This is a genomic window from Actinomycetospora straminea (genome assembly GCF_028737255.1).
Classification (GTDB): domain Bacteria; phylum Actinomycetota; class Actinomycetes; order Mycobacteriales; family Pseudonocardiaceae; genus Actinomycetospora; species Actinomycetospora straminea.
In genome coordinates, this window is sequence record NZ_JAQZAN010000015.1 from 73,497 (window position 1) to 90,052 (window position 16,556).

General features: G+C 74.8%; 15 protein-coding genes. 8 read left to right on the plus strand and 7 right to left on the minus strand.

The window, feature by feature from the left end:
• Positions 1–17: 17 nt before the first annotated feature.
• The 6 genes from PH190_RS20005 to PH190_RS20030 form a co-directional block, all read right to left on the minus strand.
• Entirely contained in the window at positions 18–1,076 is a 1,059-nt protein-coding gene (locus tag PH190_RS20005; protein ID WP_274233286.1) for an alpha/beta fold hydrolase, read from the minus strand.
• The gene (locus tag PH190_RS20010; RefSeq protein ID WP_274233287.1) at positions 1,073–2,713 is read right to left on the minus strand and encodes a flavin-containing monooxygenase; all 1,641 of its coding nucleotides are present in this window, start codon (positions 2,711–2,713) and stop codon (positions 1,073–1,075) included. The genes PH190_RS20005 and PH190_RS20010 overlap by 4 nt, the downstream gene beginning before the upstream one ends.
• A gap of 128 nt (positions 2,714–2,841) precedes the next feature.
• Positions 2,842–3,246 (minus strand): nuclear transport factor 2 family protein, encoded by a 405-nt coding sequence (locus PH190_RS20015; protein WP_274233288.1) that lies wholly within the window; start codon positions 3,244–3,246, stop codon positions 2,842–2,844.
• A 46-nt stretch (positions 3,247–3,292) separates the two neighbouring features.
• Positions 3,293–5,473 carry an ATP-binding protein gene (locus tag PH190_RS20020; protein ID WP_274233289.1) on the minus strand — a complete coding sequence of 727 codons (2,181 nt, stop codon included), beginning with the start codon at positions 5,471–5,473 and terminating at the stop codon, positions 3,293–3,295.
• 59 nt (positions 5,474–5,532) lie between these two features.
• Positions 5,533–5,856: a putative quinol monooxygenase gene (locus PH190_RS20025; protein ID WP_274233290.1), complete on the minus strand. Its 324-nt coding sequence runs from the start codon at positions 5,854–5,856 to the stop codon at positions 5,533–5,535.
• Between the two features lie 101 nt (positions 5,857–5,957).
• Positions 5,958–6,383 carry a MerR family transcriptional regulator gene (locus PH190_RS20030; protein ID WP_274233291.1) on the minus strand — a complete coding sequence of 142 codons (426 nt, stop codon included), beginning with the start codon at positions 6,381–6,383 and terminating at the stop codon, positions 5,958–5,960.
• Positions 6,384–6,439: 56 nt separating this feature from the next.
• On the opposite strand from PH190_RS20030, the gene PH190_RS20035 reads away from it, so the two are divergent.
• Both PH190_RS20035 and PH190_RS20040 read left to right on the plus strand, forming a co-directional pair.
• Positions 6,440–7,273 (plus strand): SDR family oxidoreductase, encoded by an 834-nt coding sequence (locus PH190_RS20035; protein ID WP_274233292.1) that lies wholly within the window; start codon positions 6,440–6,442, stop codon positions 7,271–7,273.
• Positions 7,274–7,564: 291 nt separating this feature from the next.
• Positions 7,565–8,158 carry a TMEM165/GDT1 family protein gene (locus tag PH190_RS20040; RefSeq protein ID WP_274233293.1) on the plus strand — a complete coding sequence of 198 codons (594 nt, stop codon included), beginning with the start codon at positions 7,565–7,567 and terminating at the stop codon, positions 8,156–8,158.
• 10 nt (positions 8,159–8,168) lie between these two features.
• Here the strand turns inward: PH190_RS20040 and PH190_RS20045 are convergent, their stop codons facing one another.
• Positions 8,169–9,188, minus strand: a complete 1,020-nt coding sequence (locus tag PH190_RS20045; RefSeq protein WP_274233294.1) for a beta-ketoacyl-ACP synthase 3 — start codon at positions 9,186–9,188, stop codon at positions 8,169–8,171.
• Between the two features lie 446 nt (positions 9,189–9,634).
• On the opposite strand from PH190_RS20045, the gene PH190_RS20050 reads away from it, so the two are divergent.
• The 6 genes from PH190_RS20050 to PH190_RS20075 all read left to right on the plus strand — a co-directional run bounded on the left by PH190_RS20050 (position 9,635) and on the right by PH190_RS20075 (position 16,550).
• Positions 9,635–10,510: a PRC and DUF2382 domain-containing protein gene (locus PH190_RS20050; RefSeq protein ID WP_274233295.1), complete on the plus strand. Its 876-nt coding sequence runs from the start codon at positions 9,635–9,637 to the stop codon at positions 10,508–10,510.
• A gap of 123 nt (positions 10,511–10,633) precedes the next feature.
• The gene (locus PH190_RS20055) at positions 10,634–11,533 is read left to right on the plus strand and encodes a mechanosensitive ion channel family protein (protein WP_274233296.1); all 900 of its coding nucleotides are present in this window, start codon (positions 10,634–10,636) and stop codon (positions 11,531–11,533) included.
• A 210-nt stretch (positions 11,534–11,743) separates the two neighbouring features.
• A complete protein-coding gene (locus tag PH190_RS20060; protein ID WP_274233297.1) occupies positions 11,744–12,085 on the plus strand; it encodes a hypothetical protein in 342 nt (113 codons plus the stop codon).
• 272 nt (positions 12,086–12,357) lie between these two features.
• Complete coding sequence (locus PH190_RS20065) at positions 12,358–12,702, plus strand: OmpA family protein (RefSeq protein ID WP_274233298.1); 345 nt, start codon at positions 12,358–12,360, stop codon at positions 12,700–12,702.
• Positions 12,703–13,000: 298 nt separating this feature from the next.
• Complete coding sequence (locus PH190_RS20070) at positions 13,001–14,344, plus strand: DUF2188 domain-containing protein (RefSeq protein WP_274233299.1); 1,344 nt, start codon at positions 13,001–13,003, stop codon at positions 14,342–14,344.
• Positions 14,345–14,546: 202 nt separating this feature from the next.
• The gene (locus PH190_RS20075; protein WP_274233300.1) at positions 14,547–16,550 is read left to right on the plus strand and encodes an ATP-binding SpoIIE family protein phosphatase; all 2,004 of its coding nucleotides are present in this window, start codon (positions 14,547–14,549) and stop codon (positions 16,548–16,550) included.
• Positions 16,551–16,556 lie beyond the last annotated feature (6 nt).

Below are 16,556 nucleotides of genomic sequence, written 5' to 3' on the forward strand. Positions count from 1 at the left end.
CCCACCCCGGAGCCGGCTCAGACCGGCGTGTCCAGCAGCTCCCCCAGGTGCCGGTCGATCTGCGGCATGTACTCCGGGTTGACGGCGAACAGGCCGAGGTGACCGAGGACGTCCTCGACCACCCGCAGCTCGGACTCCTTGACCATCGTCTGCTCGGCGACGCAGTCGCGCGGCGGGAAGAACATGTCCTCGTCGATCGGGATGACGACGGTCTTCGCGGTGATCCGCCCGAGCGCGGCGGCGAGGTCACCGCCGGTGTGGCGGGCGACGTCGCCGCGCTGCCACTTCCACATCATCGTGAGCAGGTCGTTCGGGTCCCGCACCGTGAAGTACGGCTGCAGGAAGCCGGCGAGGAAGGCGTCCATGTCGTCGAACCCGAGCGCGGTGTAGACCTTCTGCTTCCAGAACTCGGTGGAGAAGCCCATGACGCCCCACAGGCGCGCGTGGCGCTCGAGGCCCGCCTGCACGTCCGCGTTCGAGGAGTACTCGCCACCGGCGAACCCGGGGTCGGCGGTGATCGCCTCCATGAGCGTGCGGGTGTAGAGGAAGTCGTGGTCGGTGTTCTGCGCGGTGCCCGCGATCGGCGCGGCGCGGCGCACCTTGTCGGGGAAGCGCACCGCCCACTCGTAGGTCTGCTGGGCGCCCATCGAACCGCCGGTGACCAGCTCGAGGGTCTCGATGCCGAAGTGCTCGCGCAGCAGCCGCTCCTGGGCCACGACGTCGTCACCGATCCGCACCTTCGGGAACGCCGACATGGCGATCGCCTCGTTGGCGCCCGAGGCGTTGTGCGGCGAGGTCGACAGGCCGCTGCCGATCTGGTCGACGACCACGATGAAGTACCGCGACGGGTCGAGCGCGTGGTCCTCGCCGACGTACTGCTCGCGGAAGATCTGGTGGGTGCCCGAGTACCAGGTCGTCACCAGGATCGGCGGGTTCCCCGGGTCACCGAACGTCGCGACCGCGAGGTGGCAGTCGGGGATCGAGCCGCCCTCCTCGAGGTCGAGCCTCCCGATGGAGATCTGCTCGTACTCGCCGTGGAACTCCGGGGTGTAGAAGGGGTTCTGGATCGCACTCATCCGGCCACCGCCCAGGTGTAGACGTGCTCGCCCGCCGGGGTGGACTCGCCGTCGATGGCGAAGCCCTCCCACCCGTTCGCGGCGATCTGATCGCACTTGGCCCGGTACGGGCCGACGAAGTCGAGGTTGGGCAGGAACACCCGCGGCTTGCCGGGGATGTTCGCGCCCATGTACCAGGTGGCCGCGGTCGGGAAGAGCGTCGCGTTCGCGATCTCCTGGTTGTAGGCGCACCACGCGTCCTCGGCCTCCTTCGTGGGCTCGATGACGGCGGCGCCCCGCGCGCGCAGGTCGGCGATGATGCGGCCGATGTAGTCGACGTGCTGCTCGATCGAGACCGGCATGTTCGAGAGCACCGACGGGCTCTGCGGGCCGGTGATCAGGAACAGGTTCGGGAAGCCGTGGCTCATCAGCCCGAGGTAGGTGCGGGGGCCCTCGGCCCACTTCTCGCGCAGCGACCGTCCGTCGCGGCCCCGGAGGTCGATGCGGTCGATCGGCCCGGTCATGGCGTCGAAGCCGGTGGCCAGGACGAGCGCGTCGAACGCGTACTCGGCGCCGTCGGACAACCGCAGCCCGCCGGGCGTGATCGCCGCGATCGGGTTCGTCCTGACGTCGACGAGGTGGACGTGCGGCTCGTTGAACGTCTCGAAGTAGCCGGAGTCGAGCGGGTTGCGCTTGGCACCGAAGGGGTGGTCCTTGGGGACGAGCAGCTCGGCGGTCTCGGGGTCGTGCACCTTCTCGCGGATCTTGCGGTCGAGGAACCGACGGACGAGGTCGTTGGCCTCGGTCGAGAAGAAGATGTCGGCGTAGGCGCCGAGCCAGATGTGGAAGCCCCCGCGCTCCCAGAAGTCCTCGAGCAGCGCCTCGCGCTCCTCGTCGGAGACGTCCGCGGCGCCCTTCTCCTGCATGTAGAGCTCGAAGCCGAAGTTCGACCGCTGGATGCGCGCGCGGATACCGGCCCAGTCCTGGCGCCGCGCCTCACGCACCTCCGGGTCGACCGGCCCGTTGTTGGCCGGGACGACGTAGTTGGCGGTGCGCTGGAACACCGTGAGCTCACGGGCCTGCGCGGCGATCAGCGGCACGGCCTGCACCGCGCTCGCGCCGCTGCCGATCATCCCGACGCTCGTGCCCGCGAAGTCGACGCCGTCGTGCGGCCAGTGGCCCGTGTGGAAGGTCGGCCCGGCGAAGTCCTCGAGGCCCGGGAACGAGGGCGTGTTCGCGACCGAGAGCGCTCCGACCGCCGAGATCACGTAGGTGGCCGTCACCGTCTCGCCGTGATCGGTGGTGACGGTCCACGAGCCGGCGTCCTCGTCGAACGTCGCGGACACGACCCGGGTGCCGAACGTGATGTCGCGGTAGAGGTCGAAGCGCTCGGCGACGTGCTCGAGGTAGGCGCGGATCTCGTGGGACTCCGGGTACCGCTCGCTCCAGTCCCACGACTCCCAGAGGTCGCGGTCGAAGGTGAAGCCGTAGACGTACGAGTCGGAGTCGGACCGGGCGCCGGGGTAACGGTTCCAGTACCACGTGCCGCCGACGCCCTCGCCGGTCTCGAAGACGCGGGCCCGGAGCCCCATCTCGTTCCGCAGCTTGTGCAGCATGTAGAGACCGGAGAACCCGGCCCCGATGATCACGGCGTCCACGCTGCGACCACCTCTCCGACGGTCCGCGGGCGCGCCCCGACGCACGCCCGCGTGCCACGGTAGGGTGATCTGGGTCACAGAAGGGCCGCCGTGTCGACGCAGTTCGGCCGCGACCCCGGCGCTCCCCGTCAGGCCATCGCGCGCCGGACCTCGTGGGTGTCGTTGATCGACTCGAACGCCGTGACCCGCCCGTCGGTCATCCTGAACACGTGGGCGAAGCGCGAGGTCATCGACCGGCCGGTCGCGCGGTGGACCCCCTCGAACGACCCCAGCACCACGACGGTCGAGCCCGCGGCGAGGAACTCGGTCGGGACGGGCACGAAGCTCGCCCAGTCCTCGCCGAGGCGCGCGAAGACCTGCCCGACGACGGCCTCGGGCGCGACGTGCGTGCCGGCGTAGGCGCTGCCCGCGGCCTCGGTCCAGGCCACCTGCGGGTCGAGCAGTGCGACGACGGCGGCGACGTCGCCCCGGCCGAACGCGCGGTAGGCCTCCTCGAGGACGGTGACGTCGGAGCTCTGCAGCGGAGTGGTCATCGGGACTCCCGGGCGGTCGGGCGGGCGCCGGTGCGCGCCGCTGCCCTCACCCCAGCGGGGCCCGGGGCTCCCCGGTATCCGGGACGGCCGCCACGTCCGGTCGCCGCGGCGTGGGTACCGCCCCCACCCACGCCGCGATCTGCGCGCGCGTGCCGACGCCGAGCTTCGCGCGCAGGTTCTCGGTGTGCCGCTCGGCGGTGCGCTCGCTGATGCCGAGGTGCCGGCCGATCTGGCGGTTCGTGAGCCCGGCGGCCACGAGTCGCGCCACCTCGAGCTCCCGCGCCGTGACCCCGCGCGGCGAGGTGGCGAGCGTCGCGGCGCGGGCCTCGTCGCAGCGCAGGCGCAGGTAGGCGTTGCGCCGCGAACCGGCGCGTTCCCGCAGGTCGTCGGCCGTCGCGAGGAGCTCGAGGGCCGTCGCGCCGTCCCCGCGCGCGGCGGCGACGCAGGCGGCGCCGTCGTGGCAGTCGGGCAGCGAGCGGCGGTCGCCGATGCGGGCGAAGGCCGTCGCGCCGTCCCGGAACCACCGGTCGGCGGCATCGAGGTCGCCGTCGAGGAAGTCGAACCAGCCGAGGAACCACCCGGCCTTCGCGAGCCCCCACGGCGTCGGCGCCGCGAGCTCCGCGTTCTCCTCGAGCAGGGCGCGCGCCTCCGCGGGCCGGCCCTGGAGCCACCGCACCAGGCCGAGCCCGCACGTCGTGCGCAGCAGCGGCATCCACGCGCCCGCCTCCCGCGCGACGGCCAGCCCACACTCGACGCGCGCGGCGGACCCGTCGACGTCGCCGCCGGCGAAGGCCACGATCCCGAGGCTGCCCGCGGTCCAGGCCCAGCCGCCCGCGTCGCCGCGGTGCTCGGCCAGGTCCGCCGCGTCCTCCAGGGCCGCGCGGGCGCCGGCGAGATCGTCCTGCCAGAGCCGCAGCAGGCCCAGCGACTGCAGCGCCCCCTGGCGCACCTCCGGGTCGTCGGCGGCCTCGGGGCGGGCGAGCAGCCGCTCGAGGTGGGCACGCCCCTCGCCGAGGTAGCCGCGCATGTCCCAGAAGAAGTAGAGGTCGGCGGCGGTGCGCAGGCCCGTGGCGGTGTCCGACGGCGGGCAGCGCTCGAGCGCGGCCCGCAGCTCCGCGACCTCGGTCTGCGCGGCGTCGATCCGGACGGCCTCCTGCGGGCCCGGGCAGGTGAGGACCGCGGACGCGAGCGCCGCGCACCACGCCGCGTGCCGCTGCACCAGGTCGCGGTCACCGACGTCGTGGGCCAGGTCCGCGGCGTACCGGCGCAGCGTCTCCAGCAGCCGGTAGCGCACACCGGTGCCGGTGGGGACGACCTCGACCAGCGAGTGCTCGACGAGCCGGCCGAGGGCGGGGGCGACGTCGAGATCCGGGTCGCCGCAGACCCGTTGCGCGACCGGCGCCGTCCAGCTCCCCGCGAACACCGACAGGCGACGGAAGACGGTGGCCGCCGCGTCGTCGAGCAGGGCGACGCTCCACGCGACGGCGGCGTCGAGGGTGCGGTGGCGCTCCGGGACGCCCCGCCGCGGTGACTCGACGCGGACCCCGTCGTCGGCGAGGACGCCCGCCAGCCCGACCGTGCGCACCCGCGCCGCGGCGAGCTCGAGGGCCAGCGGGAGCCCGTCGAGCGCGCGGCAGATCCGGGCGGCCTCGCGCACGTCGTCGTCGGTGAGCTCGCGGTCGGGGGCGGCGGCGCGCACCCGGTCGAGGAACAGCGCGACGCTCGGGAGCTCGGCGCACGCGCGGGGATCGGGCTCCCCGTCCGGGACGGGCAGCGGGTGCAGGGGGAGGAGGTGCTCGCCCGGGATCCGCAGCGGGCAGCGGCTCGTCGCGAGCACCCGCAGCCGCGGGCAGCGACCGAGCAGGTCGGCGATCCCGTCCACGGCGTCGAGGACGTGCTCGACGTTGTCGAGCAGCAGGAAGACGTCGCGGTCGGCGAGGTGCCGGTGCAGCGTCGTGACCAGCGGCTGGGCACCCGCCTCCCCGAGCCCGAGGGCGCGCGCGACGGTCGGCAGCACCAGCGCGGGGTCGGTGAGCGGGGCGAGGTCGACGAGCATCGCGTCGGGGACGCCGCCGGCGACCTCGAGCGCGAGTCGCGTCTTCCCGCACCCGCCGGTGCCGACCACGGTGACCAGGCGCCGAGTGCCCAGCAGCGCCCGCGCCGTCGCGACCTCCCGCTCGCGCCCGACGAGCGGGGTCAGCGGCACCGGCACCCCGACCGCCTCCATCGCCGCACCGTAGCGAGGCCGCGGCGGCCGGGGCAGGCGCCGACGGGAGGACCCGGCGGTCAGCGGGGCTGGATCTCCCCCATCGGACCGAAGCCGTCGTGCGGGGTGTCGATGTAGAGGATCTGCGGCTGCGCGGACACCAGGTCGGGGGCGGCGTCGAAGAACCGCTTCACGTGCGGCTGCGCCACGTGGGCCGCGCCGGCGTCCGCGTCCCGGAACCCCTCGATGCAGACGTACTCGTTCTCGTTGCTCAGGGTCCGCGCGAACCGGAAGAACAGGCACCCCTCCTCGGCGTTCACGTCCTTCTCGTAGGAGTCCGCGAGGGCCAGCCACTCGTCGGTCTTCTCGGGCCGGATCGGCATGACGATGTTGATGACGATCATCCGGGGGCTCCTCCACGGCGACGACGACGCCGGTCATCGTCCTGAGGGCGTCGGCGGGTGGTCAAGATTCGCCGTCGCCGGTCAGCATCCGCCGCTCGGGATCAGTCGCAGATCGGGCCGTCGCGCCAGAGCTCGCCCGCCGTGCCGGCGGCCAGGGCCTCCTCGTAGATCTCCACCTTGGTATGGATGACGGCCAGCGCCTCCTGCAGGTCCGCGACCTGCCGGGCCACCTTCTGCTCGTGCTCGCGCAGGATCGCGAACCGCTCCTCCTCGTTGCCCGGGCCCTGGCGCACGAGGTCCACGTAGCGGTGGATCTCCGGCAGCGGCATCCCCGACGAGCGCAGCTTCGTGCAGACCCGCGCCCAGTGCGCCTGCTCCTCGGTGTAGAGCCGCCGGCCGGCCGCGTTCCGTCGGATGGGTCCGGCGAACAGGCCCTCCTGCTCGTAGAAGCGCAGCGTGTGGGTGGGCAGCCCGGTGCGCTCGCTGACCTCGCCGATGCTCAGGAGGGTCTCTGTCTCGGTGGTCACAGCCCCCACCCTACGACGTTGACTTCGAGTCGACTTGAACTCCTAGCGTCGCCGCCATGGCTACCACCTGGTTCATCACCGGCACCTCGTCCGGCTTCGGGCGCCTGCTGACCGAGCGCCTCCTGGCCCGCGGCGACCGCGTCGCCGCCACCGTGCGCCGTCCCGGGACGATGGACGACCTGCGCGCCGAGCACGGCGACCGCCTCTGGGTCGGCCGGCTCGACGTCACCGACACCGCGGCCGTCCACCGTGTCGTCGACGAGGCGTTCGCCGCGTTCGGCACCGTCGACGTCGTCGTCAACAACGCGGGCCACGGCGTCTTCGCGTCGGTCGAGGAGGCGGGCGACGAGCAGATCCGGCAGGTCATCGACACCAACCTGCTCGGCTCGATCCACGTCGTCCGCGCCGCCCTGCCGCACCTGCGCGCGCAGGGCCACGGCCGGATCCTGCAGGTCTCGACGGCCGGCGGGCAGACGACCTACCCGAACTTCGCCTACTACCACGCCTCGAAGTGGGGCATCGAGGGCTTCGCCGAGACCGTGGCCCGCGAGATCGCGCCGTTCGGCCTCGCGATGACCATCGTCGAGCCCGGGGCCACGCCCACCGGCTTCGGCGGCGCGCTGGCCACCGCGCCGGTCATGCCGGAGTACGAGGACACGCCGGCGGGGGAGGTGCGTCGCGCGCTGAACGGCGGCGGCTTCACGCTCCCCAACGACGCCGACAAGATCGCCGACGCCGTGGTCGACCTCGTCGACAGCGGGGCCACCCCGCTGCGCCTGCCGCTCGGGTCGGACACCTACGACGACGTCCGGGCCTCGCTCGTCGCCCGGCTCGCCGAGCACGACGCCCAGCGCGAGGTCGCGTACTCCGTCGTGCGGGACGACGCCTGACCACATCCACGATTTCGGCGTGACGAAATCCAGATTTGTGGAGAGGCCATTTCCGGGAATCGTGAGTGCGCTCACGGTGGAAGGGGCAGAGCCTTTTCCGGCTGCTATTGTCGTGCGCAGCGAAGGGGAGTAGCTCCCAACACCGCGGTCGACACACTGACGCTCCGGCGTCCGGCCGCGGGGGCCGTCGGGCACCGGCGGCGGGCGAGACCTTCGGTGTCGACCCGTCGTCCACGGGTCGGGCCGGAGCGTGCGCCTCGGTCCGCCCCGACCGAGAGGAGCGCCCCCGCCGTGACCGGCTTCCTCGCCGCGGCCGCCCTGAGCTTCGCCGTCATCTTCGTCGCCGAGCTGGGCGACAAGTCCCAGCTCATGGCGATGACGTTCGCGACCCGCTTCCGGGCCCTGCCCGTGCTGCTGGGCATCGGCGCGGCGACGGCGCTCACGCACGCGGTCTCGGTCGGGGTGGGCTACCTGCTGGGCGCCGCCATCCCCACCTTCTGGATCTCCCTGGTCGCCGCGGTCGCCTTCGTCGCCTTCGGGCTCTGGACGCTGCGGGGCGACTCGCTGACCGAGGAGGAGAAGAACAAGAGCAGCGCCACCACCCGCTCGGCGTTCTTCACCGTCGGTGTCGCGTTCTTCCTCGCCGAGCTGGGCGACAAGACGATGCTCGCGACGATCACGCTGGCGACGCAGTACCCGGGCGCGGCCGGTGTCTCCGGCGTGTGGCTCGGCTCGACGATCGGGATGGTCGCCGCCGACGCGCTGGCGATCATCCTGGGCCGGGTGCTCGGGCGGAGGCTGCCCGACAAGGTCATCCGGATCGGCGCCGCGGTGCTGTTCTTCGTCTTCGGGATCTGGCTGGCCGTGGAGGCCTTCGCGGGGTGACCCGCCCCGGTCACGCGGTGATCGGCGGCAGCGCGACGACCTGCGACCCGTAGGTCAGGCCGGCGCCGAACCCGGCGAGCAGCGCCACCTGCCCGGGCTCGGCGTCGCCGTCGGCGAGCAGGGCGTGCATCGCGAGCGGCACCGAGGCCGCCGAGGTGTTCCCGGCGCGGACGACGTCGCGGGCGACGACGACCCGGTCGGGCAGCGCCAGCGCGCGGACGAGGGCGTCGGTGATGCGGTTGTTGGCCTGGTGGGGCACGAAGGCGTCGAGGTCGTCGACGGTCATGCCCGCGACGGCGAGGGCCTTCTCGGCGACCGGCGCGATCTGGGTGCTCGCCCACCGGAACACCGCCGGGCCCTGCATGCGCAGCCCCGGCACCGGTCCCTCCGGGTCGGCGAGGCCATCTCGCCAGCTCGGACGGTGCTCGATGAGGTCGGCCTGGCTGCCGTCGGCGCCCCACACGGCGGGCCCGACGCCGGGCTCGTCGCTCGGACCGACGACCACGGCGCCCGCGCCGTCGCCGAACAGGAAGGCCGTCGAGCGGTCGGAGAGGTCGAGCAGGTCGGTCATGCGCTCGACGCCGACGAGCAGGACGTGGCGCGCCGTGCCGGCCCGGATCATGGCGCGGGCCGTCTCGAGGCCGTAGGAGAAGCCCGAGCACGCGGCGCCGAGGTCGACCGCGGCGCCGGTGACGCCGAGGCGGTCGGCGAGCCGGGTCGAGACCTGCGGGCAGGCGGTGTCCGGCGACATCGTCGCCACGACGACGACGTCGATCTCGGCGGGGGAGACCGCGGCGACGTCGAGGGCGTCGCGGGCGGCCGCGGCGCCCATGGCGACCACGGTCTCGTCCTCCGCGGCGACCCCACGGGTGCGGATGCCGGAGCGCGCCACGACCCACTCGGGGTCCACGTCGATGCGCGCGCACACCTCGTCGTTGGTCGCGTACCGGCGGGGCCGGAACGCGCCAAGGCCCAGCAGACGGGCGTCGTGGCCCTCGGGGCATCGGACCTGGATCGGAGTGCGGTGCACGGACGGCTCCTGGTGATCGACGCGAGGCCGGTGACGGCCCAACACCCCACGGTGAGGGGCGTCGTCGGTTACTCGGAAGTCCTACCAATCGGTACGGGGATGTGATGGATCACAGCCGTGTCGGGAACGGGTCCGGGGACGGACCCGATCGGCGGCCTCGCCGTGACCCCCCATCCGGGGTGGGCCGCGGGCGGGCACGGCGTTGCGCCGGCCGGCGCCCGCCGTACCCGCCGCCGCACGCTCTTCGACCGTGACCGTTTCGTCGGGGTGAGCGTCGCTCATCCCCGCGGCGCCGGCCGCGTCGAGCCCTGCGGCGCCGCCGGACGGGTCCCGCGGTCGCGGGACCACCCCCGCCCCGGTGAGAGACCGAGCCGCGCGTCGCGGTGCCGGTCGATGACGCCGCGCGCCGGGGGTCCGCCGACATCCACGTGAGACGAGGACCGTCGATGACGCAGACACGACCAGGCTGGGTGGAGTACCGGGGCCGCACGCTCTACGACACCCACGGCAGCAAGATCGGCCGGATCGTCGAGATCTACCTCGATCAGCAGGGCGGCCAGGCCGAGTGGGCCCTCGTGCACACCGGGCTGCTCGGGACCAAGCAGACGTTCGTGCCGCTGCGCGGCGCGCAGGCCGAGGGTGACGACCTGCGCGCCGAGATCCGCAAGGAGCAGGCCCAGGAGGCGCCGCACATCGAGGCCGACGCGGAGCTCTCCGAGGGCGACGAGCAGCGGCTGTTCCAGCACTACGGCATCCCCTTCACCGACGAGGGCTCCACGACCGCCCGCCCCGAGGCCGGCACCACAGCCGGCGGAGCGGGGATCGACCCGGGGCACGAGCAGGACCGCGCCGCGTCGGGGGAGCGGACGACGGGTCGGAGCGAGGGCCACGACGTGTCCGGGCCGACGACGGACGAGGCGATGACGCGCTCCGAGGAGGAGCTGCGGGTCGGGACCGAGACCCGCGAACGAGGCCGGGCGCGCCTGCGCAAGTACGTCGTCACCGAGACCGAGACCCACACCGTGCCCGTCACGCGCGAGGAGGTGCGGGTCGAGCGCGAGCCGATCACGGAGGCCAACCGCGACGCCGCGACCGACGGCCCGGCGATCTCCGAGGAGGAGCACGAGGTCGTCCTCCACGAGGAGCGGCCCGTGGTGGGCAAGGAGACCGTGCCCAAGGAGCGCGTCCGCGTGAGCAAGGACGTGGAGCGCGAGCAGGAGCAGGTCTCCGACCAGGTCCGCAAGGAGCAGATCGAGACCGACGACAGCACCGGCGGCACCTCCCGCGGCACCGACCGCACGGAGTCCGGGCCCCGTCGCTGAGCCGGGCCCGGGACCCACGCCACCCACGCGGAGGCGGTCCGCCGACGGCGGCGCCGCGGGTGGCGTGGGCCCACCCCGTCCGCTCCGACCCCGACCGACCCGAACCGACAGAGGAGACTTCCCATGCCGACGGCAGCCGCACCCTCCGATGGAGGAGGGTTCGACGCCCTGCAGAGCCTGCAGAACGCGTTCACGACGCTGGTGGACCACGTGCCCAACGTGATCGGCGCCCTGCTGGTGCTGGTCATCGGCTACGTCATCGCGCGTCTGCTGCGCGCCGGCATCAGCCGCCTGCTGCGGCGTGTGCGCCTCGACGAGCGCCTGACCCACGGCCGCGGCGGCGAGTACGTCGCGCGGTTCAGCCCGCAGGGCAAGCCCTCGCAGCTGGTGGGGCTCGTCGTGCAGTACGTGCTGATGGTGTTCGTCGTCGTCTCGGCGGTCGGGACGCTGAACATCCCCGCGGTCACCGGGTTCGTGGACCTGGTCCTGTCGTACCTGCCGAACGTCCTCGCGGCGCTGCTGATCTTCCTGGTCGCCGCCGCGATCGCCGCCGCGGTCGGAGGCCTGGTGCACCGCACCATGGGCGACACCCCGACCGGCCGCGTCGCCCGCTCGGCGGCCCCGACGCTGGTCATGGTCATCGCGGTGTTCATGATCCTGACCCAGCTCGGCATCGCGGAGACCATCGTCACCGCCACCTACATCGCGCTCATCGGCGCGGTCGCGCTGGGTTCGGCGCTGGCGTTCGGCCTCGGGGGCCGCGACGCCGCCAAGGACCTCATCGACTCGGGCTACCGCAACGCCCGGCAGCAGTCCGACCAGGTCCGTCGCGACGTGCAGGTCGGGCAGGAGCGCGCCCGCGCCGAGGCGCAGCAGTACACGCAGCAGTACCCCCCGGCCGGTGGTGGCGCCCGCGCGGCGGGTGCCGACGAGCCCACGGCGCGGGTCGCGCGCCCGGGTGACCCCTACGGCGGGTCCGACGCCCGGGTCGGCACGCCGACGCGGCACAACGGCCGGCCCTGACGTCCCTCCCCGCGCGCAGCGGGGAGATCGCGGTGACGCCCCGGCACCAGGCGCGGGTGCCGGGGCGTCGTCGTGACGAGGAGAGGAGAACGACGATGAGCGAACCCGAGGATCGGCGGCGCGGAGCCGTCGCCGCGGGCGGCGCGGACGGCGACGTCGCGGACGGCCGGGCCGGTGGAGCCGGAGCCGCGGGTGGAGCCGGGACCGCGGGTGAACCGGCCGGAGACCTCGCGGGCGGCGAGAACCAAGCTGGTGCCGCCCGGGCCGGTGGCGCCGGTGGAGCGACCGGGGACGCCACGGGCGGAGGGGCCCGGGCCGGTGCCGCCGGCGTCGGCGGGACCCGAGGGGCCGGTGCCGGGACGGCCGGTACCGGTGGTGCCGGTGCCGGTGCCGGTGCCGGTGCCGGTGGGGCCCGAGGGGCCGGTGTCGGGACGGCCGGTGGTGCTGGGGCTGCCGGTGGTGCTGGTGGCGGCGCCACGGGTGCCGGCGGCGGGCGGCCGCGGTGGGCGTGGCTGCTGCTGGCCCTCCTCGCCCTGGTCGTCGTCGGGCTGATCCTGGTGCTCACCTCCCAGTGCGGGCCGCAGGGCTCCGGCCCGGCGCCGGGCCAGGCCGGGGCACCCGGGCAGGCCGCTCCGTCGGCGCCGGGCGCGGTTGCCCCCGGTCAGGCGGCGCCGGCGCCGGGTGCGGTCCCGGGTGCTGTTCCGGGTGCCGGGGCTCCGGGTGGTGCCGGGGCACCCGAGGGGGCCGCTGCGCCGGGTGGCGCGGGAGCCCCGGGCGCCGGTGCTCCCGGTGGCGCCGGTGGTCCTGGCGGTGACGTCGCGGCCGTGTCCGCGCGCGTCCAGGAGCTGGTCGCCGCGTCGCCCGTGACCTTCCGGCCCGACAGCCCGGAGCTCACGCCCGCCGCGGCGCGCACCGTGGACCAGGTGGCCGAGGAGCTGGCGGACGCCCCGAACGCCCGGGTGACCGTCACCGGCTACACCGCGCCGGTCAGCCAGGGCATCGGGCCCGCCGCGCAGGCGCTGTCCGACCAGCGTGCGCAGGCGGTGGCCGAGCGCCTCAGCAGCGAGGGTGTCGATCCCGCCCGGATCCAGGCCCGCGGCGGCGCCACCGACAGCGCCCCGCGTGCGAGCGTCGCGGAGAGCCGGCGCGTCGAGATCGCCGTGTCCTGAGCCCTCACCCCGATGGACCGGGCCCCGCGCCGATCGGCGCGGGGCCCGGTCGCGTCTCCCACCGCCGCCGAGCAGGCCGCACCGCCGGCTGCACGACGAGACCGGCGCCGGGGTCACCCCGCCGGCGCGCGTCGTGAGGAGGCGGGCACAGGGCCGGATGCGCACCGCCGTCGGGTACACGGACGAACACTTCGTACGCCGAGGTCCTCGTCACCGCGATCCGCCTCCGCAGGACGTGGACGCGACGCCCGGGACGGGCAGTCCTTCCCCACTCATCAACGGGGACGAGGAGCCAGAGATGCCGGACCGCCACGTGCAGCCCTCCGACGGCGAGTGGACCGTCACGGTCCCGGGGGATGACCAGGTCACCGCTCGGACCACCACCGAGGTGGAGGCGGTGGAGCGCGCCGTCACCATCGTCGCCGAGCACGGGGGCGGCCAGGTCGTCGTGCACGGCGAGGGCGGGGAGGTGCTCGAGACCCGCCACGTCGACGCCGACACCGATGACGTCAGCCGCACCGCCGCTGAGATCGCCGAGAACGCCGGGGTCGAGGGCGCGGTCGAGACCGTCGAGAAGGTCCGTGAAGCCCAGGGCGTGGGGGCTGGCGGGTCTGGCGGGTCTGGCGGGTCTGGCGAGGAGGTCGGCGTCGACGGCGGTGGCGCCGGCAGCGGCACCGCGGGCGTCGGCGACACCACCGACGCCGTCGAGGCCGCGGTGCAGGCCGGGCACACACCCGAGGCCGTGCCCGTGGTGGGCGGCACCGGCACCGGCACCGCCACCAGCACCGCGGGCGTCGGCGGCACCGCCGACCCCACCGAGGCCGCGGTCCGCACCGGACACACCCCCGAGGCCGTGCACGCGGTGGGCGGCACCGAGCAGGGCGGCATCGAGCAGGGCGGCATCGAGCAGAGCGACACCGAGCAGAGAGACACCGACCGGAGCAAAGCGGACAGCAGCGCGGACTCCGGCCCCGACCTCGCCGACGAGGCCCGCGAGGCGGCGCAGGACGCGGGCGAGGAGGCCCGGGACCTCGCCGCGGAGGCGGCCGACGCGGCCGAGGACGTCGCCGACGGGGCGTCGACCACCGCCAGGAAGGTCGCGCGCCACACCAGCACCGCGGCCCGGCGCGCGGGCGCCACCGCCGGCGCCGCCGCGTCCGGCGTCGGCGACCAGGCGGAGGCGGTCGTGGACGGCGAGAAGACCGTCGGGGCCGCGGCCCGCGACACCGCGACCATCGCGCAGACCACGGCGGGCCAGGTCGCCGACCAGGCCGAGGGCACCGCGCGCGAGGTGGCCGGCGAGACCCGCGCCGCGGGCCGCCGCGCCGCCGCCCGTGTCGACGCCACCGCGCAGGAGGCGAAGGAGGACCTGGTGGCCGGCGCCGACCGTGCCGCCCGCCTCGGGGCCGAGGCCGGCGAGCAGGCCGAGGCCACCGCGGACCGCGTCCACCGGCAGATCCTCGCCGTCACCGAGGCCGTCGCCGTCCCCCTGGACCAGCTCGCGCAGACGCTCAACCCCGTCCGCCTCACCGGTCGCGTCGTCGACCTGCTGGTGACCGGCGGGCTGCAGCTCGTCGGCGCCGGGGCCAGCCGCGGCACGGCCGCCGCGCAGCAGGGCGCCCACGAGGTGACCGGCCGCTGACGGTCGTGGACGCCGCGACGCGCCGCGCCCCGGCGGCCGGCGTGGTCACGGACATCGGGGGACCGTCGTCGGCGCACCATGCCGCCGCCCGGATGCCGGTCGGCCGCCCGGGCCTACGATGGCCTCCGCGACCCGACGACCGGTGGCCACGCCCCTGTGGGTGCCACGGTCGTCCAGCGACGTGACGGAAGGGGAGCGGGAAGTGGACCGCGACCCCACCACCGCCGGCGTCGACCTCCTGGCGGCGCTCGACCACGAGCTGCAGGCCCTCGAGAACGTCGACGAGATCATGGTCGCGGCGGCCCGGCGTCTGGGCGAGCACCTCGCGGCCGACCGCTGCGCCTACGCGCAGCTGGAGGCCGACGAGGACCACTTCACGATGAGCGGTGGCTGGGCCTCGGGCCTGCCGCACCTGACCGGTCGGTTCGCGATGTCCGCGTTCGGCGCCGCGGCGCTGGCCGCGATGCGTCGGGGTGAGCCGTGGGTGGTCGAGGACGCGGAGACCGACCCTCGCCTCGACGAGGGCGAACGGATGGCCTACGCCGCCACCGGCATCCGCGCCGTGATCAGCGTCCCGGTGATGAAGGCGCACCGCTTCGTCGCGGGCATGGCCGTGCACCAGGCCCGTCCCCGGCGCTGGACGCCGACCGAGGTCGATCTCGCCGCGGTGGTCACCAACCGCTGCTGGGAATCGTTGGCGCGAGCGCGGGCCATCCAGAGCGCCCGCGGCAGCGAGGACCGGTTCCGGCGGTTGTTCGAACGCGCGACGGACGGCATCTGGCTCGCCGACCAGGACGGCCGGTTCCTCGACGCCAACCCGGCGGCCTGCGCGATGATGGGCTGGTCGCGGGAGCAGCACCTCGACCTGCGGGTGCACGACCTCGTGCGCAGCGAGGACCAGGGCCGGCTGGCGCGGCTCACCGCGCGGTTGCGCGCGGGGGAGAGCGCCCACGAGACCTGGGAGATGCGCCACCGCGACGGCGGCACCGTCGCCGTCGAGCTCAGCATCTGGTTCACCCCCGACGGCCTGTGGCAGGCGATCGGCCGCGACGTCACCGCCCGCCGGCGGGCCGAGGACGAGCGTGAGCGCCTCTACCGGGTCGAGCACGAGCTCGCGCAGGTCCTGCAGCACAGCCTGCTCCCGCGCGCCGCGCCCGCGCTGGCCCGGCTCACCACCGCCACCCGCTACCGGCCCGCCACCACCGAGGCCCAGGCGGGTGGCGACTGGTACGACCTGGTGGCGATCGGGCCGACGACGGTCGCGCTCGCCGTCGGCGACGTCGTCGGTCACGGCCCGCGCGCGGCCGCGATCATGGGCCAGCTGCGCAGTGCCCTGTCGGCCTACCTGCTCGAGGGGCACCCGCCGGCCGACGCACTCGAGCGTCTGGACCGGTTCGCGGCCGGCGTCCCGGGCGCCCTGGGCAGCACGTGCGCGTGCCTCACCCTCGACTGGGAGACCGGCGTCCTGACGTGGGCGCTCGCCGGGCACCTCCCGATGCTGCTCGTCGACGACGACGGCGTGCGCTTCCCCGCGGGCGGGGAGGGCATCATGCTCGGGGTCCGTGCGCGCGAGGCGCCCTACCGGTCGGCGAGCCTGGTGCTCGCGCCGGGCGCCTCGGTGCTGCTCTACACCGACGGTCTCGTCGAACGCCGCGGCGAGGCCCTCGACGAGGGCCTCGAACGGTTGCTGCGCACCGTCGCGCAGGTCGGTCACCGCCACCCCGAGGAGCTCGCGACCGGCCTGGTCGACGCCGCGGTCGAGGGTGACGACGGCTCCGGCGCCGCCGACGACATCGCCCTGGTCGTGGTCCGGTGGATCCCCGCGCCGCTGCGGCTCCGGCTCGCGGCCACGCCGGCGTCACTGCGGGTCCTCCGCCGGGAGGTGACCGCGTGGGCCGCGCAGGCGGGGCTGTCGAAGGCCCACGCGATCGACCTCCACCTCGCCCTCGGCGAGGCGGCGACGAACGTCATCGAGCACGCCTACCCCGAGGCCGTGGGCGATCTCCTGTGCGAGGTCGCCCGGGCGGACGACGGCGCCGTGCAGGTCGTCGTGGCCGACGAGGGACGGTGGCGGACGCCGCCCGAGGATCCGGGGCATCGTGGCCGCGGGTTGGTGCTCATCCGCGAGCTCGCGGTCGACGTCGAGATCACGCTCGGCTCACCGGGGACGCGCGTCGTGTTCCGGGTCCCCGACCCCGAGGGCTAGAGCCGC